18 protein-coding genes are annotated in these 22,966 nt (G+C 72.7%); 12 read left to right on the top strand and 6 right to left on the bottom strand.

The window, feature by feature from the left end; translation table 11 throughout:
• Positions 1-14: 14 nt before the first annotated feature.
• The 6 genes from recC (at position 15) to GD748_RS03945 (ending at position 11,856) form a co-directional block, all read left to right on the top strand.
• On the top strand, positions 15-3,398 hold the full coding sequence (recC, locus tag GD748_RS03970) for an exodeoxyribonuclease V subunit gamma (RefSeq protein ID WP_152193861.1): 3,384 nt from the start codon (positions 15-17) through the stop codon (positions 3,396-3,398).
• Complete coding sequence (locus tag GD748_RS03965; RefSeq protein WP_226920727.1) at positions 3,395-6,859, top strand: UvrD-helicase domain-containing protein; 3,465 nt, start codon at positions 3,395-3,397, stop codon at positions 6,857-6,859. The genes recC and GD748_RS03965 overlap by 4 nt, the downstream gene beginning before the upstream one ends.
• Positions 6,856-8,838: an exodeoxyribonuclease V subunit alpha gene (recD, locus tag GD748_RS03960; protein ID WP_152193860.1), complete on the top strand. Its 1,983-nt coding sequence runs from the start codon at positions 6,856-6,858 to the stop codon at positions 8,836-8,838. Before GD748_RS03965 ends, recD begins: the two co-directional genes overlap by 4 nt.
• A 182-nt stretch (positions 8,839-9,020) precedes the next feature.
• On the top strand, positions 9,021-10,010 hold the full coding sequence (locus GD748_RS03955) for an alpha/beta hydrolase (protein WP_152193859.1): 990 nt from the start codon (positions 9,021-9,023) through the stop codon (positions 10,008-10,010).
• A gap of 106 nt (positions 10,011-10,116) precedes the next feature.
• Positions 10,117-11,205, top strand: a complete 1,089-nt coding sequence (locus GD748_RS03950; RefSeq protein WP_226920725.1) for a GmrSD restriction endonuclease domain-containing protein — start codon at positions 10,117-10,119, stop codon at positions 11,203-11,205.
• 42 nt (positions 11,206-11,247) lie between these two features.
• Complete coding sequence (locus GD748_RS03945; protein WP_152193858.1) at positions 11,248-11,856, top strand: GNAT family N-acetyltransferase; 609 nt, start codon at positions 11,248-11,250, stop codon at positions 11,854-11,856.
• Here GD748_RS03945 and GD748_RS03940 read toward each other — a convergent pair.
• The 6 genes from GD748_RS03940 to GD748_RS03915 form a co-directional block, all read right to left on the bottom strand.
• Positions 11,832-12,242, bottom strand: a complete 411-nt coding sequence (locus GD748_RS03940) for a VOC family protein (protein WP_152193857.1) — start codon at positions 12,240-12,242, stop codon at positions 11,832-11,834. The genes GD748_RS03945 and GD748_RS03940 overlap by 25 nt on opposite strands.
• A gap of 222 nt (positions 12,243-12,464) precedes the next feature.
• The gene (locus tag GD748_RS03935) at positions 12,465-12,902 is read right to left on the bottom strand and encodes an ester cyclase (RefSeq protein ID WP_152193856.1); all 438 of its coding nucleotides are present in this window, start codon (positions 12,900-12,902) and stop codon (positions 12,465-12,467) included.
• Between the two features lie 260 nt (positions 12,903-13,162).
• Positions 13,163-14,170, bottom strand: a complete 1,008-nt coding sequence (locus GD748_RS03930; protein WP_152193855.1) for a LacI family DNA-binding transcriptional regulator — start codon at positions 14,168-14,170, stop codon at positions 13,163-13,165.
• Between the two features lie 27 nt (positions 14,171-14,197).
• Positions 14,198-14,950 (bottom strand): SDR family NAD(P)-dependent oxidoreductase, encoded by a 753-nt coding sequence (locus GD748_RS03925; RefSeq protein WP_226920723.1) that lies wholly within the window; start codon positions 14,948-14,950, stop codon positions 14,198-14,200.
• Complete coding sequence (locus tag GD748_RS03920; protein WP_152193853.1) at positions 14,947-15,726, bottom strand: enoyl-CoA hydratase/isomerase family protein; 780 nt, start codon at positions 15,724-15,726, stop codon at positions 14,947-14,949. The genes GD748_RS03925 and GD748_RS03920 overlap by 4 nt, the downstream gene beginning before the upstream one ends.
• Positions 15,727-15,735: 9 nt before the next feature.
• The gene (locus GD748_RS03915) at positions 15,736-17,289 is read right to left on the bottom strand and encodes an acyl CoA:acetate/3-ketoacid CoA transferase (protein ID WP_152193852.1); all 1,554 of its coding nucleotides are present in this window, start codon (positions 17,287-17,289) and stop codon (positions 15,736-15,738) included.
• A gap of 437 nt (positions 17,290-17,726) precedes the next feature.
• Here GD748_RS03915 and GD748_RS03910 point away from each other — a divergent pair, with 437 nt between their 5' ends.
• The 6 genes from GD748_RS03910 to GD748_RS03885 all read left to right on the top strand — a co-directional run bounded on the left by GD748_RS03910 (position 17,727) and on the right by GD748_RS03885 (position 22,963).
• Positions 17,727-18,770: an ABC transporter substrate-binding protein gene (locus tag GD748_RS03910; RefSeq protein ID WP_152193851.1), complete on the top strand. Its 1,044-nt coding sequence runs from the start codon at positions 17,727-17,729 to the stop codon at positions 18,768-18,770.
• Positions 18,771-18,777: 7 nt separating this feature from the next.
• Positions 18,778-19,548 (top strand): ABC transporter ATP-binding protein, encoded by a 771-nt coding sequence (locus GD748_RS03905; RefSeq protein ID WP_152193850.1) that lies wholly within the window; start codon positions 18,778-18,780, stop codon positions 19,546-19,548.
• A gap of 86 nt (positions 19,549-19,634) precedes the next feature.
• Complete coding sequence (locus GD748_RS03900) at positions 19,635-20,372, top strand: ABC transporter permease (protein ID WP_226920721.1); 738 nt, start codon at positions 19,635-19,637, stop codon at positions 20,370-20,372.
• On the top strand, positions 20,369-21,055 hold the full coding sequence (locus GD748_RS03895; RefSeq protein ID WP_152193848.1) for a GntR family transcriptional regulator: 687 nt from the start codon (positions 20,369-20,371) through the stop codon (positions 21,053-21,055). Before GD748_RS03900 ends, GD748_RS03895 begins: the two co-directional genes overlap by 4 nt.
• A gap of 97 nt (positions 21,056-21,152) precedes the next feature.
• Positions 21,153-22,238: an Ldh family oxidoreductase gene (locus tag GD748_RS03890; RefSeq protein ID WP_152815360.1), complete on the top strand. Its 1,086-nt coding sequence runs from the start codon at positions 21,153-21,155 to the stop codon at positions 22,236-22,238.
• A complete protein-coding gene (locus GD748_RS03885; protein ID WP_152193847.1) occupies positions 22,235-22,963 on the top strand; it encodes an SDR family NAD(P)-dependent oxidoreductase in 729 nt (242 codons plus the stop codon). Before GD748_RS03890 ends, GD748_RS03885 begins: the two co-directional genes overlap by 4 nt.
• Positions 22,964-22,966: the final 3 nt, after the last annotated feature.

The following is a 22,966-nucleotide window of genomic DNA, read 5'->3' as shown; positions in this document are numbered from 1 at the left end:
GGGGAGTCGAGGTAGTGCTGCACCTGCACCGGTCGGAGCGCGCGGACGCGCTCGTCGCACCGCTCGCCGCCCTGCTCGCGGACCCGCCCGAGGACCCGTTCACCCCCGACGTCGTCGCCGTGCCCACGCGCGGCGTGGAGCGCTGGCTCGCCCAGCGCCTGTCCCACCTCCTCGGCGCCGGCCCCGACGGCGAACCGGGCGTGTGCGCCAACGTCACGTTCGGCTCCCCGGCCCGGCTCGTCGCCGACGTCCTCGCCACCGTCACCGGCGTCCCCGACGACGACCCGTGGCAGACCGACCGGCTCACCTGGCCGCTGCTCGAGGTCATCGACGCCCATGCCGCCGAGCCGTGGTGCGCCCCGCTCGGCCGGTACCTCGGCGCCGCCGACGCCGACGACCTGCGCCGTGGCCGCCGGCTCGGCGCCGCCCGGCACCTCGCCCGCCTCTTCGCCTCCTACGCCGCCCAGCGTCCGGACATGGTCCGCGCCTGGGCCGAGGGCCGCGACGACGACGGCGCCGGCGCACCCGTCCCCGGCGACCTCGTCTGGCAGGTCGAGCTCTGGCGCCGCCTCCGCGACCACGTCGGCGAGCCCAGCCCCGCCGAGCGGCTCGACGACGCCCTGCGTGCCGTCAGCGAGACCCCCGCCGCCGTCGACCTGCCCGACCGGATCAGCGTCTTCGGGCCCACCCGGCTGCCCGAGGACCAGCTCCGGGTCCTGCGGGCGCTCGCCGTCCACCGGGACGTGCACCTGTGGCTGCCCCACCCGTCCCCGGCCCTCTGGGACCGGGTCGCGGCGGCCGGGGCACCCGTCTCGCCGCGCCGACGCGAGCAGGACCACCACGCCGAGCACCCGCTGCTGGCTTCCATGGCCAGGGACGCGACCGAGCTCGAGACCCGCCTGACGGCGGCGGAGGACGACGGCGGCGTGACCGTCGCCCACCACCGGCCACCCGCCCGGGCCGGCAACCTGCTCGGCGCCCTGCAGGAACGCCTCGCCGCCGACGACCCCGAGGCGGAGCCGCACACCCTCGCGACCGGCGACGGCAGCGTCCAGGTCCACTCCTGCCACGGCCTCGCCCGCCAGGTCGACGTCCTGCGCGAGGTCCTCGCCGCGCTCTTCGCCGACGACCCCACCCTCGAGCCGCGCGACGTCATCGTCATGTGCCCCGACGTCGAGGCGGTCGCGCCGCTGATCACCGCCAGCTTCGGCCTCGCCCCCGACGGCGCCACCGACGTCCACCCCGGCCACACGATGCGCGTACGCCTCGCCGACCGGGCCCCGGGCCGCACCAACCCCGTCCTGACCCTCCTCGCCACGCTGCTGAACCTCGCCGACGGCCGGGTCACCGCGTCCGAGGTCCTCGACCTCGCCGCCGCCGAGCCCGTCCGCCGCCGCTTCCGGTTCTCCGACGACGACCTCGACCGCATCCGCGACTGGTCCGTCACCGCCGGCGTCCGCTGGGGCGAGGACGGCGGACGTCGCGCCCGGTTCGACCTGCCGGGCGTCCTGCAGGGTACCTGGCAGGTCGCCCTGGACCGCATCCTCCTCGGCGCCGCCATGGCCGAGGAGGACCACCGCTACGTCGGCCACGCACTCCCGCTCGACGACGTCGACAGCACCGACATCGACCTCGCCGGCCGCCTGGCCGAGCACGTCGACCGGCTCACCGCCACCCTCGCCGACCTCGACGGCGCCCACCCGCTCGACCACTGGCTCGACGTCCTCGACCGGGCCGTCACCCACCTCGCCGACACCGCGCCCGCCGACAGCTGGCAGGTGGTCCAGGCGCGCCGCGTCCTCGGCGACGTCCGCCTCCACGCAGCCGGTGAGCACCCGGGCAGCGAGCTGCGCCTGCCCGACCTGCGCGCCCTCCTGGCCGACCGGCTCGCCGGCCGCCCCAGCCGCGCCGGCTTCCGCACCGGGGCGCTGACGGTCTGCTCGCTCGAGCCCATGCGCGCCGTCCCGCACCGGGTCGTCTGCCTCCTCGGCGTCGACGACGGCGCCTTCCCCCGCGGAACCCGCCAGGACGGCGACGACATCCTCCTGCGTGACCCCTGCATCGGTGAGCGCGACCGCCGCAGCGAGGACAGGCAGCTCTTCCTCGACGCCGTCACCGCCGCCGAGGACCACCTGGTCGTCCTGTACTCCGGCGCCCACGAGCGCACCGGGGCCGACCGCCCGCCCGCCGTCCCCGTCGGCGAGCTGCTCGACGCGCTCGACCGGGCGGCCACCACCGCCGACGGCGCCTCCGTCCGGGAGCACGTCCTGCGTCGCCACCCGCTCCAGGTCGTCGACGAGCGCAACTTCGTCCCCGGTGCCCTCGGGCGGGACGACCAGCCCTTCAGCTTCGACGCCGTCTCGCACCGCGCGGCCGTGGCCGGCCGGGGCGAGCGGGTCGACCGGCCGCCGTTCCTCACCGAGCCCCTCCCGGCCCCGGCCGCCGACCTCGACGGCGCAGCCGGGACCGTCGACCTCACCGACCTGATCGCGATGCTCGAGCACCCGGTGAAGTTCTTCCTCCGCCACCGGCTCGGCCTGTCCGTCGCGGGTGAGGTCGCCGAGGTCGACGACCGGCTCCCCCTCACCCTCGACCCCCTCGACGCGTGGGCCACCGGCGAACGCTTCCTCCAGGCCCGCCTCGAGGGCGTCCCCGACAGCCGGGCCATCAACGCCGAGTGGCGCCGGGGGACCGCCCCGCCCAAGGAGCTCGGCCGCACCGCCCTCCTCGACGTCGGCAACCGCGTCGTGCCCATCGCCGACGCCGCCCGGGCCGAACGCAGCGACGGCGCCGAGGCCGTCGACGTCGTCGTCGACCTGCCCTCCGGCGTCACGCTCGCCGGGACCGTGCCCGGCGTCCACGGCACCACAGTCCTGCGGGCGACCTACTCCCGCCTCGCCCCCAAGCACCGGCTCCGAGCGTGGGTCCAGCTCCTCGCGCTCGCGGCCGCGCACCCGGGACGGCCGTGGCGCACAGCGACCGTCGGGCGGCCCACCCACAACCGGCCCGGGGTCTACGTCGCGCGGCTCACCGCCCCCGGCCAGGCGGAGGCGCTCGACCTCCTCGACCGGCTCGTCAGCCTGCGCTCCCTCGCGCTGCGCGAGCCGCTGCCCGTCCCGGTCCCCGTCGCCTGCACGTACGCCACGGCCCGCTACGGCGGCGACTCGGTCGACATGGCCCTCGTCGACGCCCACCGTGCCTGGTCGGGCGACCAGTTCCTCCGCGAGGACGAGCACCACGTCATCTGCTGGGGCCCGGGCGCCGGCCTGGACGACATCCTCGGCGTGCCCACCGAGGCCGAGCAGGCCTGGTTCCCCGACGACCGCACCCGCCTCGGCGTCCTCGCCCGCCGAGTCTGGCAACCGCTCCTCGCGCACGAGCAGGTGGACAAGCCGTGACCGGAACCAGCACCCGCGACACCACCCGCCCGGGGGCCGCCCTCGCCACCGACCTGCCGGTCTTCGACGTGTGCGGACCGCTGCCCACCGGCACGACCGTGCTGGAGGCCAGCGCCGGCACCGGCAAGACCTTCACCATCGCGGCGCTGGCCACCCGGTACGTCGCCGAGCAGGAGATCGACCTCGCCGACCTCCTGCTCGTCACCTTCGGCCGTGCGGCCACCTCCGAGCTGCGCGACCGGGTCCGCGACCGCCTCCTCAGCACCGAACGAGCTCTGCGCGACCCGGCGACCGCCCGCACCAGCGCCGACGCCGTCGTCGCCCACCTCGCCGCCGTCGACGACGCCGAGCTCGACCGTCGGCGCCGCCGTCTCACCCGGGCGCTGTCCCAGTTCGACGCCGCCACCATCACGACGACGCACGGCTTCTGCCAGCAGATGCTCACCTCCCTCGGGGTCGCCGCCGACGTCGACCCGGACCTGACCTTCGTGCCCGACATCGCCGACCTGCGCGAGGAGGTCGTCGACGACGTCTACCTCGGCCGCTACGCCTCCTCCCGCGCCCCCGAGCTCGGCCCGTCCGAGGCGCGCGACATCGCCAAGGACGCCGTCAGCGACCACCAGGCCGCCCTGCGGCCCACCGACGCCCCGCCCGAGTCGCTCCCGGGGCACCGGTACGCCCTCGCCCGCGCCGTCCGCGCCGAGGTCCTGCGGCGCAAGCGCGCCCGCCGCCTGCTCGACTACGACGACCTCCTCACGCTCCTGCGCGACGCCCTCACCCACCCGGTCCACGGCGAGGCCGCCGCCCGCCGGGTGCGCGAGCGCTACGCCGTCGTCCTCGTCGACGAGTTCCAGGACACCGACCCGGTGCAGTGGGAGATCCTGCGCACCGCCTTCCACGGTCACCGCACCCTGGTCCTCATCGGCGACCCGAAGCAGGCCATCTACGCCTTCCGCGGCGGCGACGTCGTCACCTACCTCCAGGCACGCGAGGTCGCCACCCACACGGCGACCCTCGGCCGGAACTGGCGCAGCGACCAGGCCCTCCTGACGGGCCTCGACGCGATCTTCGACCGCGCCGCCCTCGGCGACGAGGCCATCGTCGTCCGTCCCGTCGACGCCTCCCACACCGGTGCCCGGCGCCTCGACGGCGGGGCGCCCGTGCGGCTGCGTCAGGTCACGCGCGACCCGTTCCGGCTCAAGGGTGTGAAGAACCCGCGGGTGGGTGAGGTCCGCCGGCTCATCGCCGACGACGTCGCCGCCGACATCGTCGGCCAGCTCGGCACCACCCGGCTCGCCACCACCGCACCCGACGGCACCACGCCCGACACCACCGCACCCCACGGCACCACGCCCGACGGCACCACGCCCGACGGCGCCGCGCCCGACGGCGCCGGCACGTGGCGTCCGCTGCGGCCCGGCGACGTCGCGGTCCTGGCCCGTCGCAACGCCGACGCCGAGTCGGTTCGCGACGCCCTGGCCGCCGTCGGGGTGCCCGCCGTCGTCTCCGGGCTCTTCAGCGTGTTCGGCACCGACGCCGCGAAGCAGTGGCTCACCCTCCTCACCGCGTTGGAGCAGCCTGGCCACGCCGGCCGTACCGCTGCCCTGGCGCTCACCCCGTTCGTCGGCTGGGACGCCGCCCGCCTCGGCACCGCGGACGACGTCGACCGCGAGGAGCTCACCGACACCGTGCGCGCCTGGTCCCGCTTCCTCGCCGAGGGCGGGGTCGCCGCCCTGCTCGAGGCCGTCGCCACCGAGGGCGTCGCCGAGCGGCTCATGGCCACCACCACCGGCGAACGCGTCCTCACCGACGTCCGGCACGTCGGCGAGGCCCTGCACCTGGCCGCCGTCGAGGACAACCTCGGCGTCGCCGCTCTCACCGACTGGCTGCGCACCCGCATCGCCGAGGCCGACAAGGACTACGCGGAGGAGCGCAGCCGGCGCCTGGAGACCGACGCCGACGCCGTCCAGGTCGTCACCGTCCACTCCTCCAAGGGGCTGGAGTTCCCGGTCGTCTACGTCCCGTTCGGCTGGGACCGCTTCGAGTCGAAGAACCCGGCGATCCTGCGGTACCACGACGACGCCGGGACGCGGCTCATCCACGTCGGCGGGACCGAGGACGACTGGTACGCCGACGCCCGGGCCCGGCACCTCGCCGAGGAGCGCGGCGAGGACCTGCGCCTGCTCTACGTGGCGCTGACCCGCGCCGCCACCCAGGTCGTCGTCCACTGGGCGCCGTCGTCGAACTCCCCGGCGGGCCCCCTCACCCGCCTCCTCCTCGGCGGCCACGCACCGGGCGAGGAACCCCCCGAGCGGGTCTCGCCCGGCACGGACGACAAGGTCGCCGCAGCCCTGACCGCCGTCGCCGAGCGGGCCGGAGGCGCCATCGCCGTCGAGCCCGTCACCGAGCATCCCCCCACCGTCGCCTGGGCCGCGCCCGCCCAGGACCGGCCCGACCTGGCGGTCGCGCGGCTCGGCCGCACCCTCGACCACACGTGGCGGCGCACCTCCTACACCGGCCTCACCGCTGCCGCGCACGCCGAGGCGGTGAGCAGCGAGCCGGAGACCACCGGCGTCGAGGACGAGACCGACATGGCCGTGAGCGCCTCGGTGGAGACCGCGGACGCCACCCGTGCGCTGCCCTCGCCCATGGCCGACCTGCCCGGCGGGGCGGCGTTCGGCACGATCGTCCACGAGGTCTTCGAGCAGGTCGACACGGCCGCGCCCGACCTGGCCGCCGAGCTGTTGGCCCGCTGCGGGGAGGCGGGCACCGCCCGCGTGCCCGGTCTCGACCCGGACGCGCTCGCCGTTGCCCTGGAGCAGGTCATGACCACGCCGCTCGGACCGCTGGCCGACGACGTCGCCCTCGCCGACGTCGACCCGGCGGACCGGCTCGCCGAGCTCGAGTTCGAGCTGCCGCTCGCCGGTGGTGACACCCCGTCCCGGGTCGCGGCCACGGTGGTCGACCTCGCCGACCTGCTGCGCCGGCACATCCCCGCGGACGACGTCTTCGCCCCGTACGCCGACCAGCTCGCGGCGCTCGGCCCCGAGCGGCTGCAGGGCTACCTCACCGGCAGCATCGACGCCGTGCTGCGACGGGGCAGGTCCGACGACGCCCGGTACGTCGTCGTCGACTACAAGACCAACCGCCTCGCCCCGGTCGACGAGCCGCTGACCCTCTGGCACTACCGGCCGGGCGCGGTCGCCGAGGCGATGATGCGCTCGCACTACCCGCTCCAGCTCCTCCTCTACCTGGCCGCCCTCCACCGCTACCTGCGCTGGCGCCACCGCGGCTACGACCCGGGGCGGCACCTCGGCGGCGGGCTCTACCTCTTCGTCCGTGGCATGGCCGGGCCGGGCACCCCGGTCGACGGCGGCACGCCCTACGGCGTCATGGCGTGGCGCCCGCCCGCCGCGCTCGTCGTCGAGCTGTCGGCGCTGCTCGAGGGGAGGCGGTCATGACCGAGACGCCACGCCCTGCGGTGGCCGACACGGTCCCCGAAGACCGCGCGGCCGCGGGGGGCCCGGGGGCGCCAGGTGCCGCACGCGCTCTCGCCCTGCTCGAGGACGGTGACGTCCGGCTCGCGCTCGACGCCCCGCCGCTCCTCGCCCGGTTCAACGCCGCCGGGGTGATCAGCTCGGCCGACGTCCAGGTCGCCAGGCATCTCGGCGCCCTCGCCCGGGAACCCGACGAAGGTGTGCTGCTCGCCGTCGCCCTCACGACCCGCGCGGTGCGAGCCGGCTCGGTGTGCCTCTACCTCGACGACGTCGCGACCTTCGCTGCCGACACCGAGGAGGCCCTGCCGGTGGACGACCTGCCCTGGCCGGCGCCGGGGGAGTGGACCACCGCGATCACCGCGAGCCCGCTCGTGTCCGTCGGCGTCGACGGACCGGCCGACCGGCCGGTGCGCTGGGTCGACGGCCGCCTCTACCTCGACCGGTACTGGCGGGACGAGATGGTCGTGCGCCGGCAGGTCGACGCCCGGCTCGCCGACCCGGTCGAAGCGATCGACGCGGGGCGGCTCACCGAGTCGCTCGCGCGCCTCTTCCCCGCCTCCGCCGACTCCCGGCAGCGGCTCGCCGCGGCGATGGCGGTCACCGGCCGGCTCACCGTCCTCACGGGCGGGCCGGGCACCGGCAAGACGACGACCGTCGCGAGGCTGCTCGCCGTCCTCCGGGACGTCGTCGGGCCGGTGCGCATCGCCCTCGCGGCTCCGACCGGCAAGGCCGCGGCCCGGCTGCAGGAGGCGGTGCACGAGGTGGTGGCGACGCTCGACCCGGTGGACCGCGAGCGCGTCGGCACGCTGACCGCCTCCACCATCCACCGGCTCCTGGGCTGGCGGCCCGGCAGCTCCACCCGGTTCCGCCACGGCCCGGGGCAGCACCTGCCCTACGACGTGGTCGTGGTCGACGAGACCTCGATGGTGTCGCTGCCGCTCATGGCCCGGCTGCTCGAGGCGCTGCGCCCGGACAGCCGACTCGTCCTGGTGGGTGACCCCGACCAGCTCGCCTCGGTCGAGGCCGGGGCGGTCCTCGGCGACCTCGTCGGACGTCCGCCCGTCTCCACGGCCGTGCCGCGCACCCTCGACGGCGAGCTCCTGACGAACCTCTCCGACGCCGAGCAGCAGCAGCTGGCGAACGGTGTCGTCCGGCTGACCACCGTCTACCGCCAGGAGGAAGGCAGCGCCATCCTCCCGCTCGCCGCGGCCATCCGGGCCGGCGACGCCGAGGCCGCGCTCGCCCAGCTGCGGGCCGGGTCCACGTCGGTCCGGCTCGTCGAGGTCGACGGGGACCGGATCACCGAGGCAGACGTCGCCGGGGTACGGGCCGACGCCGAGCAGGCGGGTGCCGCGCTCGTCGAGGCGGCCCGCCGCGGGGACGGCGCCGCGGCGCTGCTGGCGCTCAGCGCCCACCGGCTGATGCTCGCCCACCGCCGCGGGCCCGCGGGCGTCGCGCACTGGTCCGCGCTCGTCGAGGACTGGGTGGCCGAGGCCGCAGGCCCCGACCCTGATGCTCCCGCCGCTCTCGACCGCCGGGCCGGGCCCGCTCCCTGGCACCCTGGCCGACCGCTGCTCGTGACGGCCAACGACCGCGAGACCGGGTTGTACAACGGGGACACCGGGGTCGTGGTCTCCGACGGCGAGGGCGGCGTCACCGCCGTCTTCGGCGACCCGGCCGGCCCGGTACGCGTGCGCCCGCACCGGCTGCCCGCGGTGGAGACGGTCCACGCGATGACCGTCCACCGCGGTCAGGGCAGCCAGTTCACCAAGGTCTCGATCGTCCTGCCGCCGGCCACGTCGCCGCTGCTGACCCGCGAGCTGCTCTACACAGCCGTCACCCGGGCGAGCGAGTCCGTGCGCGTCGTCGGCTCGGAGGAGGCGGTGCGCAAGGCCGTGGAGACCCCGGTGCGCCGGGCCAGCGGGCTGTGCGAGCGGCTCTGAACCGCACCCTCCCGCCGTAGTCCCGGCCGCCCGTTGCCACCGCGCCTCGTGTGTGTCGAGCACGAGGTGCGAGGAGGCCGTCTTAGCAACGAGCACGTGCGCGGGCACCTGACGGACCTTGTGGCTGGGCGGTGCGCGCGTGACCATGGTCGCTGCGTGGGTGACGCGAAGGAGCGTTCGGCATGGCACTGCCGTGGAGGGTTCGGGCCCTGGGGTGGACGGTGCGCACCGTCGTGGGGCCGTACGCCAAGATGTCCGACGCCAAGCGACAGGTGCTGCAGGCGCACGACGGTCCCCGCTGGGTCGGCGGGCTCATCAACGGCAGACCGGACCCGGCGGCAACGGCCACCGACATCACGGTGCCCGGACCGGCCGGAGCGATCCCGGCGCGCCTGTACCGGCCGCCCGGCCGGCACGACGGACAGCGTGCCCCGGTCGTCGTCGTCATCGCCGGCGGCGGCTTCGTCTTCGGCCACCCGGAGATCATCGCGTGGCTGGCGAGCCGGCTGAGCACACGGCTCCGCGCCGTCGTCGTGGTGCCGCGGTACCGGTTGGCCCCCGAGCACCCGGCCCCCGCCGCGGGGGAGGACTGCTACGCCGTGACCTCCTGGGCGGCGGCGAACGCCGAGCCGCTCGGGGGCGACGGCGAGCGGCTGGCCGTCGTCGGGGAGAGCTCGGGCGCGAACCTGGCGGCCGTCGTGACCCTCATGGCACGGGAGCGCCACGGTCCGGCGATCCGGGCGCAAGGGCTGCTCCAGGGCGGTTTCGACCTGCGCCCGACCGCGCCGGCGATGACCTCCCAGGTCACGTGGCCCTTCGGGCGGGCGAGCGACGCGCGAGACACCGTCCCCGCGTATGTCGGTGCGCACGGGGACGCGGCCGACCTGCTCATCTCCCCGCTGCTGGCGCCGGACCACTCCGGTCTCCCCGCGGCGTTCGTGCTGACGAGCGACCACGACTACCTCAGGGAGGACGGCGAGCGCTACGCGCAGGCGCTGCGGGCGGCAGGTGTGCCGGTCGAGCACGCGCACTTCGACGACAGCCCGCACGGCATCTTCTCGTTCCCCGCGTGGTGCGCGGCATCGGGGCCGGCACTCGACCGGCTCACGGAGTTCCTGAGTCGCGAGCTGGCGCCGGTCACGGCACAGGGAGCTGCCGACGCCTCGGGATGACCCGACCGCCGACGAGTCCGGCAACCACCGTGAGATAACGCACTGTCCACTCCGAAACCTATGCCGTTCACGCCCGGAAAGCTGTGCGGTTGGCTAGCGTCGAAGGGTGTTCAAGAAGGTCGGTCCCAAGCGTCGCTCGCGGTGGCGCACCCCGCTCGTCGCCGCGGCAGTGGTGGCCGTGCTCGTCGGCGGTGCGAGCGCGTTCGACGACCCGGTCGAGAACGCACCGGTGGCCGTCGAGGCGCCGACGGCCGTCGAGACGCCGACGGGCGACAGCGGCACCGAAGCAGCTGCGACCCCGGATGCGATCACGCCGTCACCCTCGCCCTCGGCCGCCCCGTCCGTCGCGCCGTCGCCCACGCCGACCCTGCCGGCGGAACCGGTCGCCGCGGCCGGGACCGCACTGGCCGCCGTCGCCGACCTCGAGGTGAAGGGACGCGCGCCCAAGACCGGCTACGACCGGGACCTGTTCGCCTACCGCGAGTACGACCAGGACCGCAACGGCTGCGACATCCGCAACGACATCCTGCGCCGGGACCTTGCCGACCTCGTGACCGGCGTCGGTACCAACGGGTGCGTGGTGGAGACCGGCACGCTCGACGACCCGTACTCCGGCACGCCCATCGCCTTCACCCGCGGCTCCAGCACCTCCGGCCAGGTGCAGATCGACCACGTCGTCGCGCTGTCGGACGCCTGGCAGAAAGGCGCCCAGTCCTGGGACGTGACCACCATGCGCGAGTTCGGCAACGACCCGCTCAACCTGCTCGCCGCCGACGGGCCGCTCAACGCGCAGAAGGGCGACGGCGACGCCGCCACCTGGCTGCCGCCGAACAAGGTCTTCCGGTGCGGCTACGTGGCTCGTCAGGTCGCCGTGAAGCGCGAGTACGACCTGTGGCTGACCGAGGCGGAGCGTGACGCGATGGTCCGGGTGCTCGGCGACTGCCCGGCGCAGGAGCTGCCCTCGCGCGAGACCGCCCCGCTGATGCCCGAGCTGGCCGCACCTTCCCCCGCCGCACCGGCGCCTGCCGTCGAGGCTCCCGCGCCGGCGGCGGACGCGGCGGGTGCCCAGGACCCGCGCTTCGACTCGTGCAAGGACGCGAAGGCGGCGGGCTACGGCCCGTACGTCTCCGGCGTCGACCCGGAGTATGGCTGGTACCGCGACGGCGACTCCGACGGGACCGTCTGCGAGGGCTGAGTCGGCCGTGACGGTGTCGGCGGTCGGTGGTTCAGTGGTGCCATGAGCTGGGAGACGCATCCTGTGACCGCCGACCGCTTCGAGGACTTCGCCGACGTCATCAACCCGAACCGTCGCGAGAACCACTGCTGGTGCCTCTCGCACCGGCTCCGGACCAAGGACATCGAGGAGCTCGGCGGCGGCTCGCGCGAGAAGGCCATGCGGTCGCTGTGCGAGCGGGAGAACCCGCCCGGCGTCGTGACCTACCTCGACGGCGTCCCCGTCGGATGGTGCAACGTCGGCGCGCGCACCGACATCCCGCGGCTGGCGGGCTCGAAGCTGATCCGGCCGGTCGACGACGTCCCGGTGTGGAGCGTCATCTGCCTCGTCGTCCGCAGCGGCCACCGCAGAAAGGGTGTGACCGGTCAGCTGATCGACGGCGCGGTAGCCTACGCGGCCTCGCGCGGCGCACCCGCCGTCGAGGCGTATCCCGTGGACCCCGACGGGCGCATGGACACGACCATGGCGTTCGTCGGCACCCGGTCGATGTTCGAGCGGGCCGGCTTCCGGGTCATCGGCACGACCGACGCGGTGGCGAGCAGGATGCCGCGGCTGGTCATGCGTCGGGACATCAGCGGATCGGACGGTCAGCTCGTCGCTTCAGCCTCGTAGCCGACGAGCCAGTGGAGGCCGTAACGGTCGACGACCTGACCGTCGGAGGCGCCCCAGGGGCGCACCTGGAGCGGGTCGACCACCCGGCCGCCATCGGCGAGGGCCTCGAACCAGCTCCGCATCGTGGCGGGCGCAGCCGTACCGAGGAGCGACAGCATCAGACCTTCGCACCGCACCGGCCGTCCGTCCGCCGAGGCATCGGCTGCGTAGAGAGTGACCGGGCCGTCCATCAGCTGACCGTGGGCGACGGCGTCGGCAGGACCGTCGTCCCTGTTGAACTCGGCGAAGGTGTGCACCTGTACGGTGCCACCGAAGATCTCGCCGTAGTAAGTCAGGGCGTCTCGTGCGGTGCCGGGAAAGTGGATGTACAGCGTGAGGCTCGTCACAGGACGCATAGTAGCCATGCCCCGACAGGCGCCTCGCACCAGTGGGCACCATGCGGCACCGGACGTGCGCCGCGCCCGTACCAGCGGGGCATCAGGCGGCACCGGACGTGCGCCGCGCCGGCGCGTGCGACCGTTCAGTGTGCGCCCGAGACCGCGCCGCAGGAGAGCACCACGGCAGGCGGGGTGTGCTTTCTGCGCGGCTCGGGTGGCGTGAGAGTTCGCTCAGTCGGTCAGGCCGACCTGCCTCTGAAAGGTGGCGCTGTCGTAGAAGAGGTACTCCTCGACGATCCGGCCGTTTCGCCACTTCGCCGCCGTGGAGTACAGGACGTCGAAGGCCTTGCCCGTGGGTGCCACCTCGGTCCCGTCCGGGAACTTCCACGGCGCGGTGAAGGTCCCGGTGAACCGGGTGACGAAGCAGGTGAAGTCGCCCTCGCCGAAGAGGATGTCGTAGGGGCGGTTGGTCACCTTGTTGTCCGGGAAGGCCTCGCAGAAGGCGATCGCCTCGGCCCGGTGGTCCACGCCGCCGTGGGTCGGGGAGTCCTCCTGCCCGGGCCAGTAGACGACGCAGTCCGGGTCGTGGAGCTCGTCGAACCTGTCCCAGTCCCTGCCGTTCCACGCGTCGTCCGTCTGCTGCATGCGTTCAGCGTTCTCGGTGGTCATCGGATCCTCCTGCCGTCGCCCGGCCCCCGCCGTCGGGTCCGTGAGCCTGCGACCGACCCGGGATGCCGGTGAGCTGGGGCGCCCCGCTCGGGCGCGCCCTGGATGTCGGTGCGAGCCCCTGTTCCTGGTGCTCGCGTGGTGCGGTCCTCTCAGGTCCGCGCACGAGTGCGAGCCCCGCCAGTGGGGGCCCGAGTGTCTCAGCGCCTACGGCAGACAGTCTGCGCCGAACCGGTCCCCTCTGGCAACGGAGCTGCGGGCGGTCACCCCCGCCCGCGCGGCGGGCCGGTGGAGGCGCGGACCACGAGCTCCGCGCTGAGCGGGGCGGGGGAGCGGCTCGGCCGTCCCGTCATCCGTTCGTGGAGGAGCTCCCACCCGAGCCGGCCGAGCTCCTCGCGCGGGGTTGCGACGGTGGTCAGCGCGGGGGAGGAGAACCCGCTGAAGGCGATGTCGTCGAACCCGGTGACCGAGACGTCCTCCGGCACGCGCACGCCGCGCTGGCCGAGCCGGTGCAGGGCACCGAGGGCGACCAGGTCGTTGTAGCCGGCGATCGCTGTCGGCTCGTGCGCCAGCGCCGCGTCGGTGGCGTCGCGCCCGGCCTCGATCGTGCCGCCGGCCGGCACGACGACGACCTCGAGACCCAGGTCGGCCGCCTCGAGCGCGGCCTCCTGGCGGATGGTGTTCTGCAGCGCCGCCGCAGGACCGCCGAGGTAGACGACGCGCCGGTGCCCCAGCTCGGCGAGGTGCTGGTACAGGGCGAGCATGCCGCCGCGGTTGTCCACGGTGGCGTCGGGCAGCGGGCCGGCGGCGTGCGGGCCGATGAGCGTCACCGCCGGCTTGGCGGTCGCGGCGAGGGCGTCGAGCTGCGCCCGCGCCTGTCGCGGCGCGACGAGGACGAGGGCGTCGACGAACCGCAGGAGGTCCTCGACGAGGTCGCGCTCGGCGGCGGGATCCTCCATCGAGTCCGAGACGACCATCCGGTAGCCGCCCGCGGCGCTGGCCCGGCCGAGGCCGCGGATGACGTCGTAGAAGTAGGGGTTGGACAGGTTGGGGACGACGACGCCGACCGAGCGGGAGCTGCCCGTGGCGAGGCTGCGGGCCATCTGGTTCGGCTGGTAGCCCAGCCGCTGCGCCGCGGTGAGGACCTGCTCGCGGCGCTCGGCGGAGACGTTCGCGGCGCCGGCCATCACGCGGCTGACGGTCGCCACGGAGACGCCGGCCTCCTGGGCGACCGACCGCACGGTCACGGAGCCGCTGTTCGACCTGCTCATCGTCCTCCCCTCAGGTTCCCGGCGCTCTCAGACGAGCGCGTACCCGCCGTCGACCGGCAGCGTGTGCCCGGTGACGAACCCGGCGGCGTCCGACAGCAGGAACATGGCCGGCCCGGTGACGTCCGCCGGGTCGCCGAGGCGGCCCATCGGCGTCCGCTCGACGATCCGGTCGTGGTTCTCCGGCAGGCTCAGCATCTCCTGGGTCATCTCGGTGACGATGTAGCCCGGCGCGATCGCGTTGATCCGCGGGCCGGTGCGGCCCAGCTCCGCGGCGAGCCCGCGGATGAGGTGGGACAAGCCCGCCTTGACCGCGCCGTAGGGGACGATGCCGGGGACAGCCCGGTCGGCGGACATCGAGGAGATGGCGAGCACGCTGCCCGGCCGGCCCCGGGTTCCCTGCTGGAGGGCGCCGAGGAGCCCACGGACCGACCGGTAGAACGCCGAGAGGTTGATGTCGAGGAGGCGGGTCCAGTCCTCCTCCGCGATGTCCACGGCCGCCGTGCGGACCTGGATGCCGGCGGCGGTGACGAGGTGGTCCAGTCCCCGCCCGTCCAGCCAGGCGAGGACCTGGTCCGCCAGGTCGGGGGCGGCGACGTCGGCCACCAGACCGGTCGCGCCGGCCGTGGCGGCGACCTCGGTGACGGCCGGGTTGCGGTCGACGAAGAGCACGTCGGTACCCGCGGCGGCGAGCGCCTGGGCGATGTCGCGGCCGATCCCGCTGGCGGCCCCGGTGACCGCGGCGGTACGGCTGGCGAACTCGCTCATCGAAGGCTCGCTCATCGGACAGTCGCCTTCGCGGCGGCCCGCGCGGCCTTCGCCGCGGCGAAGTCGGCCATCCGCCCGGCGAATTCCGGCCCCTGCAGGGTGTGCTCGGCCAGCTCGTTCAGGGCCGCCTCGGAGTCGCGGACGCCGAGGTCGAGCAGCTCGCGGTTGAGCCACCGCTTGGACCGGGCGACGGCGTCGGGAGCCCCGGCCCGGACGCCGTCGAGCACGCGACCGAGGGTCTCCTCGACGGCACCGGCGTCGACCGCGTAGGTCGCGAGGCCGAGGTCCTTGGCCTCGGTGTGGCCGAGGCTGTCACCGGCGAGGGCGAGTCGGGCGCCGAGCCGGCGGGCGGAGGCGTACGGCATGGCGCCGAAGTACACGGTCGCCCACACCCCGATCCTCGCCTCGGGCAGGCCGAACGTGGCGTTCGAGCCGGCGATGACGATGTCGCTCCACGTGACGAGCTCGACCCCGCCGCCCAGGGCCGAGCCCTCGACGACGGCGATCACGGGCAGCGGCGACTCGGCGATCGCCCGGAAGGTCGGCAGCATGCCGGTCACGAAGTAGTCCTTCGCGTCCTGCTCGCCGTCCAGCGCTGCCATCGAGTCGATGTCGTTCCCGGCGCAGAAGGAGCGGGCGTCCCCACGCAGGACGATCGCCCGGTTCGCGGGGTTCCCCGACGCGGCCTCGACCCCCTCGCGCAGCGAGGTCCACGCGGCGAGGTCCATCGAGTTGCGCTTGTGCGGGCGGTCGAACGTGATGACGACGTGGTCGTCGTGCTGGGCAATCATGGGGATCTCCTATCGGCCGACGGGCTGCAGGTCGGTGGTCAGCGGCGCGAACACCTCGGCGGGCATGAGGCGGACGTCCCGGACGATCGGGCGGAAGTCGAGCAGGTCGAGGACGTCGCGCTCGACGTCGATCCCGGGGGCGACCTCGATGAGCTCGAGGCCCTCCTCGGTCAGCTCGAAGACGCACCGCTCGGTGACGTACAGGGCACGGCGGCCCTCCCGGGCGGCGAACGGCCCGGAGTAGGTGATCTCCTCGACGTCGGGGACGAACTTGGCGATCTGCCCCTCGGAGTCGATGACCAGCCGGCCGTCCTCGAGATGGACCTTGAGCCCCTTCGCACGGAAGGCGCCGCAGAAGACGGCGGTGCGGGCGTTGGAGCTGATGTCCACGAACCCGCCCGGACCCATGACCTTGCCGCCGAACGCCGAGACGTTGATGTTGCCGTGCCGGTCGGCCTGCGCCATGCCCAGGCACGTGACGTCGATGAGACCGCCGGAGAAGATGTCGAACTGCACGGCGGAGCTCACCCGGGCCGAGGGACCGGTGGACATGCCGAACAGGTCGCCGAGCTCGGGGACGCCGTCGTAGAGGCCCTGCTCGACGGCGAGCTGGACGCTGCTCAGGCGACCCTGCTCGCGCAGGATGTTGCCGACGTCGGCGCTCATCCCGAACCCGAGGTTGAGGACGTCGCCGGCGTTGACCTCCAGTGCGGCGCGGCGGGCCACGATCGCGCGGATCGGGTCGCTCACCCCGGAGGGTCCGACGAGCGCCTCGGGGGCGACCGGCGCGAAGAGCTCGGGGTCCTCCTCGGTGAGGTAGGTCTGGGTCTGCTCGGGCGCGACGACGACGTAGTCGACGAGGGCGGCCGGGATGAGGACCCGGCGGGGGTCGAGCTGGCCGGCGACCTTGCGCTTGACCTGGACGATGACGATCCCGCCGGACCCGCGGGCGGCCTGCGCGGCCTCGAGGGCGTCGAGGACCGCCGGCTCGGAGTCCGCGGCGATGTTGCCGCGCTCGTCGACCTCGGTGCCGCGCACCAGCGCGACGTCGACGTGGAACGGCTTGTAGCGCAGGTAGTCCGCGCCGTCGAGCTCGAGCACCTCGACGAGGTCCTCCGTGGCGGCGGCGTTGGCGCGGCAGCCCTTCTGGCGCGGGTCAGCGAAGGTGTGGAGGCCGGTGCGGGTGATGTACCCGGGGCGGCGGGCGCCGGACTCGCGGTACAGGTGGGTGATGACGCCGGCCGGCATGACGTAGGCGGCGATCTTGTTCTCGGCGGCCAGGCCCATCATCGTCGGCGACCAGGTCCAGTGGCCGCCGACGACCTTCCTGACCATCCCCTCGTGGGCGAAGCCGTTGACGCCGCGGGAGCCTCGGTCGCCGACGCCGAGCGCGTGGATGAGCGTGAGGTTCTGCGGTGAGGCGGTCTGGACGAACCGCTCCTCGACCGCCGCGATCACCGCCGTCGGCTCGAGCATCCCGCCGCCGTTCGCGGCCAGCGCCACCGTCCCGCCGTCGGGCACCTGGGCTGCCGCCTCCGTGGCGCTGACGAACTGCACCGTCATCCTTGACCTCCTCGTTCAGAACCGCTGTGTAACCGGTTACAACAACGCCAATGTAACCGGATACATCGGTGCCTTTGCAAGCCAGTTCCCGGTTGTTGCCCCCGAGGTGACGGTTCGCCAGTTCACTTAGACCTGCCCAAAAGGGGGCGTCGCAGACGGATGCTCAAGTCGGTCGACCACCTGCGCTGTCCGGACGTTGCGCACGGTGTTCGCGTCGCGTTGAGGAGGTCGAGGGCGTCGGCAGATCTGACACTTGACATCTGATCAAATATGCCTAAAGATGATGTGTGGGCGGTCACACCATGTCGTCCATCGCCACAAGCGACTACTTGCCAACGATGACAGGGAACCCGTACGAGCCTGACGACAGCGGGCCACGGTCTCCTACTCAGGGGTGGACGAGGACCGTCCGCCGAGTACCGAGCGACAGGACAACCATGAACACACGACGACGTGCGCTGAACACCACCGCGGCCCTCGCGGGCATCTTCGCCCTCGCTGCGTGCAGCGCGACCTCTGGACAGACCGACGAAGCTTCCGGGGGCGCTACTGACGGCACGTCCTCAACGTCGCGGTCCGAGACCGACGAGGTCACCTACCTCACCTCCTTCAATACCTTCGGGCGGGACGCATACGTCTACGTCGCCTCGGAGAAGGGCTATTTCGAGGAGGCAGGTATCGACGTCACGATCCAGCCGGGATCTGGCACGGTCGACGTCATGAAGCTTGTCGCCTCGGGCAGCGCCGACTTCGGCACAGGCGACTTCTCCACGGTGGTCGTCACGGTCGCCAACGAGGACCTGCCCGTCACCACCGTCGGTGTCATCCACCAGAAGTCACTCGCCGCGATCGTCACCCTCGGCGACAGGGGCATCGCCGAACCCACAGATCTCGAGGGCAAGCAGATCGGTGACCAGCCGGGCTCGACGAACGAGGTCATCTTCCCGACCTACGCCGCTGCCGCCGGGCTCGACCCTGCGACCGTCGAGTTCGTCCCGGCGGCACCTCCAGCGCTGCCTCAGCTCTTGGTCAGTGGTCAGGTAGACGGAATCGGTCAGTTCGTAGTCGGTGAGCCGCTCATTGCCGCCGCCGCGTCGGGCAAGGACGTGGTCGTCCTTCCCTACGGTGACGTCCTGCCGGAGCTGTACGGCAACGTTCTCGTCACCTCCGAGGAGCTTGCCGGCTCTGACCCCGAGCTCGTCAGCCGATTCACCGAGGCGCTGTTGAAGGGCCTCGAGTACTCCATCGAGAACCCCGAAGAGACTGGCGAGATCCTCAAGAAGTACCAGCCAACTCAGGACGCCGACGTCGCCGCCACCGAGGTCGAACTGATGGCGCCATATGTCGACGTCGATGGCACAGACATCGGAGCGATCGACCAAGCCCGCGTCCAGTCCGTCATCGACATCATGGCTCCGGCGCTGGAGACCGAGATCGCCCCGGCCGATGTTGTCGACTTCGACCTCGCACCTGGGGAGTGAGGTAGCCGTGATCTCTATCGACCAGGTCTCCCAGGTGTTCGAGACGAAGTCGGGCACGGTCCATGCGTTGGAGAACATCAATCTCGAGGTTGGCACCAACGAGTTCGTCACTCTCGTGGGGCGTTCGGGCTGCGGAAAGTCCACCCTCCTGCGGGTGATCTCCGGACTCATCACCCCCACGGCGGGGACGGTGATGGTGGGGGGCGAACCCGTGACGTCGCCCCGACGGGACGTGAGCGTGATGTTCCAGCGACCGGCCCTCCTGCCGTGGCGCAGCGTCGTCGAGAACATCATGCTGCCGGTGGAAGTCTTGAAGCTGGACCGGCGCACGCATCGGGCTCGCGCACACGATCTCGTCGAGCTCGCGGGCCTCAAGGGGTTCGAGGACAAGCTCCCGCACGAGCTCTCCGGGGGTATGCAGCAGAGGGTGTCCCTGTGCCGCTCACTCATCCAGCAGCCACAAGTGCTCCTGATGGACGAACCGTTCTCCGCTCTGGACGCCCTCACCCGTGAAGAGCTCTCCGTCGAGCTGCAGCGCATCGTCGCCGAGGAGAGCACCACGATCGTCTTCGTCACGCACTCCATCGACGAGGCTGTTCTCCTTGCCGACCGGGTGGTGGTCCTCAGCCCCCGACCGGGCCGGCTGCGCGAGATCGTGGAGGTGGACATCCCGCGTCCGCGCTCCCTTGGTCAGACGGCTCACGCCGACGAGGTCACGAAGGTCAGTGCCCGGCTGCACGACCTCCTCATGCCCGAGAGTGAAGGAGTCGCAGCATGACCGCCGTGACCGCTACCGGGAGTGCGGCCACTGGCCGCGCGGAGCCGCAACGTGGGCGTCGTCGGGGTGGCCGCAGTATCGCCGCCGTGGGCCTACCGGTCCTCGCCGTCGTCCTCATCGTCGCCCTGTGGTGGCTGGCAACCGTCCTCTTCAGCATTCCTGAGTACCTCGTGCCCGGCCCCCACGTCGTGGTTGCCACCATCGTCGAGCTCGGCCCCTACCTTCTCGAGCAGGCGTGGGTCACCCTGGGGGAGACCGTTATCGGCTTCGTCCTCTCTATCGTCATCGGGGTCCCGGTGGCCATGGCCATCTCCCGGTTCGTGATTGTCGAACGGATGCTCTACCCGCTGCTGCTAGCCGTGAACTCGGTGCCGAAGGTGGCCATCGCCCCGATTCTCGTCGTCTGGATGGGGTTCGGACAGACGCCGAAGATCGTCATGGTGATCCTGCTGTGCTTCTTCCCGATCGTCCTCTCGACGGTCTCCGGCCTGCGCTCGACGCCGTCCGAACTAGTTGAGCTCTCTCGCTCGCTCGACGCCTCGGAGATGCAGGAGTTCCGCAAGATCCGCTTCTGGTGGGCGTTGCCCCAGATCTTCGTAGGGCTGAAGAACGCAATCTCGCTGGCTGTCATCGGTGCGGTCATCGCGGAGTTTGTCGGAGCCTCCTCGGGACTCGGTTTCGTCATCGTGCAGTCCGGAGCGAGCGCGGACACGGCACTGGCATTCGCAGCGATCGTGCTGCTCGCCCTGATGAGCATCATCCTGTTCTACCTGCTTGTATGGCTGGAGAAGATGTTGCTGCCGTGGGCGGAGGAGCACCGATGAGCACGTCGAGCCAACTCTTCGATCTCGCCGAGGCCGGCACCGGGATCCAACGCACGCTCGCTGAGCGGGTGGCTGTCGAGCTGCACCGGGCGATCCTGCGAGGGGACTTCGAGGCGGGCGCCTGGCTGCGGATCCAGGAGATTGCCGAGCACTACGAGACCAGCGCCATGCCGGTCCGTGAGGCCCTGCGCCGTCTCGGAGCCCTCGGTCTCGTCGAGGTGGTCCCGCACCGGGGAGCGCGGGTGGCCGAGCTGTCGGTGGCCGACCTGGAGGACACGTACGCGACGCGTCTGGCCCTTGAGCCGATCGTTGTTGCAGCAGCAGCCCGGCGGTTCACCTCCGGCCAGGCCGCCGAGGCTGGTCGCGCGCTGGACCGTCACGAGGAGCTGCTCGACGCGCGAGAGATCGATGCCGCCCGTGCCGCGCACACAGAGTTCCACTTCCTCCTCTACCGCGCGTCCGGCTCGCGCTGGCTGCTGCGTGCGATCGACCCGGTGTGGCAGAACAGTGAGCGGTATCGCTTCGCCGCGCCGCGGGATCGCGATGCACAGGAGCGCAGCCACGCCGAGCACAGCGAGATTCTCCGAGCCTGCGTGGAGCACGATCCCGAAGCCGCTGCCGAGGCGATGATGCGCCATCTGAATGGTGCGATGGAACGCATGCGTCACGCCATGACGTCCTGACACAGGCTGGCCACCCTCATCGACTGACCACCCTCATCGATCAGCACACCTCCCGGTGCAGCGTCTTGATCAGATATCAAACCGAAGGAACCTCACGTTGACCACACGAACGACAGTGCGTCCCGAATGGCTGGCTGACGCGACCGCGACGGTGTTCGAGGGCGCCGGCCTCAACAGTCGGCAGGCTCGAGTGCTCGCGGACAGCCTCGTCGACGCCGACCTGCACGGCGTTGCCTCTCACGGCGTCATGCTGGTCCCGATGTACGTCTCGCGCCTGAGGAACGGCTCGGTCACGCTTGCCGAGACGGCCGACGTCGTGCGTGACGACGGCGGTGCCGCCGCCGTTCTGGATGGCGCTCACGCGTTGGGACAGTTCACGGGGGCCCAGGCGATGACGCTCGCCGTGGAGAAGGCAAAGCGGCTGGGCGTCGGGGCGGTCACGGTACGTCACGCCTTTCACTTCGGCCGGGCGCTTCCCTATGCCGAGCTGGCTGCCGAGCAGGGGTGCATCGGCGTCGCCATGGCCAACACGCGACCCTTGATGCCCGCCCATGGCGGCGCCGAGGCGGTCGTCGGCAACAACCCGCTCGCCATCGCTGTCCCCGGTGGTGAAGGAGCGGGCTTCGGACTCGACATGGCGCTGTCTGAAGCGGCTCTGGGAAAGATCCGTATCGCTGCTGCCGAGGGCAGATCGATCCCTGACACCTGGGCGACGGACGAGCACGGGCTGCCGACCGAGGACCCTGCTGCGGCACTTGCCGGCCTTCTGCTTCCCGTCGGTGGCGCCAAGGGGTTCGGCCTCGCCCTCGTCGTAGACATCCTGGCGGGTGTCCTCTCGGGCGGCGCATTCGGTGACGCGGTTGCCCCCTTGTACAAGGACACGACGGTGCCCAACGACTGCTCGCACTTCTTCCTCGCCCTGGACGTCGAGCACTTCGTCGGCCGCGCCGGTTTCGACGCTGGGGTTGCCCAGCTCGCCGCGGCCGTCCTCGGCTCGCGCCCGCGTCCCGGGGTCGAGCGCATCATGCTCCCCGGTCAACCCGAGGCCGAACGTGCTCGCCGCACCGCTGTCGATGGCATTGCGCTGGACCCGACCACCCTCGCCGGGCTGCACGCGGCTGCCGCCGAGGTCGGGGTGACCCTGCCCGCGCCGGTCTCGCACAGCGTGGGGGCCGTCCGATGAGGGCCACCTTCGACGCCACCGGCGAGGTCGTCGTCGTCACCGGCGGGGCCAACGGGATCGGTGCCGCGCTCGCGCGCGCCGTGGGTGACTCCGGCGGCAGTGCCGTGGTGCTCGACGTCGCCCACTCCCGCGACCTGGAGGGGGCACCGGGCGTGCGCCAGCTCCCGGTCGACGTCGCAGATCGTGAGGCTGTGCGCGCCGCCGTCGCCGACGTTGTCACTGAGCATGGCTACGTCTCCGGTCTCGTCGCCGGCGCCGCCATCCAGCCGCGCACGACGGTGTCAGAGATGTCCCCGGCCGAGTGGCAGAGGGTCCTCGGAGTCAACCTCGACGGCGTGGTCTGGGCCTGCCAGGCCGTGCTGCCGTCCATGGTCGCCCGACGCGGTGGATCGATCGTCATGTTCACCTCCGGCCTGGCGCACATGGGCCGCGCCGGGGCCGCTGCCTATGCGGCGAGCAAGGGCGCGCTCATCCCGTTCGCCAAGTCGCTTGCCGCCGAGGTCGCCGAGCACCGTGTCCGGGTCAACGTCCTGGCGCCCGGCGTCATCGACACGCCGCAGTTCCAGGCCGCGAACCCCACCGGGGGCGAACGCGAGCACTGGACCCGCACCACCGGGATCGGCACTCCGGAGGATGTGGTCGGGCCCCTGCTCTTCCTGTTGTCGGAAGCTGCCACGATGACCGGCTCGACGTTGAGCCGTGACCGGTCCTACGCGAAGGAGTGACAT

The sequence above is a fragment of the Georgenia subflava genome (assembly GCF_009193155.1).
In the GTDB taxonomy this organism is placed as follows: domain Bacteria; phylum Actinomycetota; class Actinomycetes; order Actinomycetales; family Actinomycetaceae; genus Georgenia; species Georgenia subflava.
This window is presented reverse-complemented; position numbering and strand designations above follow the sequence as displayed.

What these genes read in the sequence shown, in the direction of transcription:
- recD (WP_152193860.1), top strand. Translation starts at nt 6,856, where the DNA reads ATGACCGAGACGCCACGCCCTGCGGTGGCCGACACGGTCCCCGAAGAC.
- GD748_RS03955 (WP_152193859.1), top strand. Translation starts at nt 9,021, where the DNA reads ATGGCACTGCCGTGGAGGGTTCGGGCCCTGGGGTGGACGGTGCGCACC.
- GD748_RS03945 (WP_152193858.1), top strand. Translation starts at nt 11,248, where the DNA reads ATGAGCTGGGAGACGCATCCTGTGACCGCCGACCGCTTCGAGGACTTC.
- GD748_RS03935 (WP_152193856.1), bottom strand. Translation starts at nt 12,902, where the DNA reads ATGACCACCGAGAACGCTGAACGCATGCAGCAGACGGACGACGCGTGG.
- GD748_RS03930 (WP_152193855.1), bottom strand. Translation starts at nt 14,170, where the DNA reads ATGAGCAGGTCGAACAGCGGCTCCGTGACCGTGCGGTCGGTCGCCCAG.
- GD748_RS03925 (WP_226920723.1), bottom strand. Translation starts at nt 14,950, where the DNA reads ATGAGCGAGCCTTCGATGAGCGAGTTCGCCAGCCGTACCGCCGCGGTC.
- GD748_RS03920 (WP_152193853.1), bottom strand. Translation starts at nt 15,726, where the DNA reads ATGATTGCCCAGCACGACGACCACGTCGTCATCACGTTCGACCGCCCG.
- GD748_RS03915 (WP_152193852.1), bottom strand. Translation starts at nt 17,289, where the DNA reads ATGACGGTGCAGTTCGTCAGCGCCACGGAGGCGGCAGCCCAGGTGCCC.
- GD748_RS03910 (WP_152193851.1), top strand. Translation starts at nt 17,727, where the DNA reads ATGAACACACGACGACGTGCGCTGAACACCACCGCGGCCCTCGCGGGC.
- GD748_RS03895 (WP_152193848.1), top strand. Translation starts at nt 20,369, where the DNA reads ATGAGCACGTCGAGCCAACTCTTCGATCTCGCCGAGGCCGGCACCGGG.
- GD748_RS03885 (WP_152193847.1), top strand. Translation starts at nt 22,235, where the DNA reads ATGAGGGCCACCTTCGACGCCACCGGCGAGGTCGTCGTCGTCACCGGC.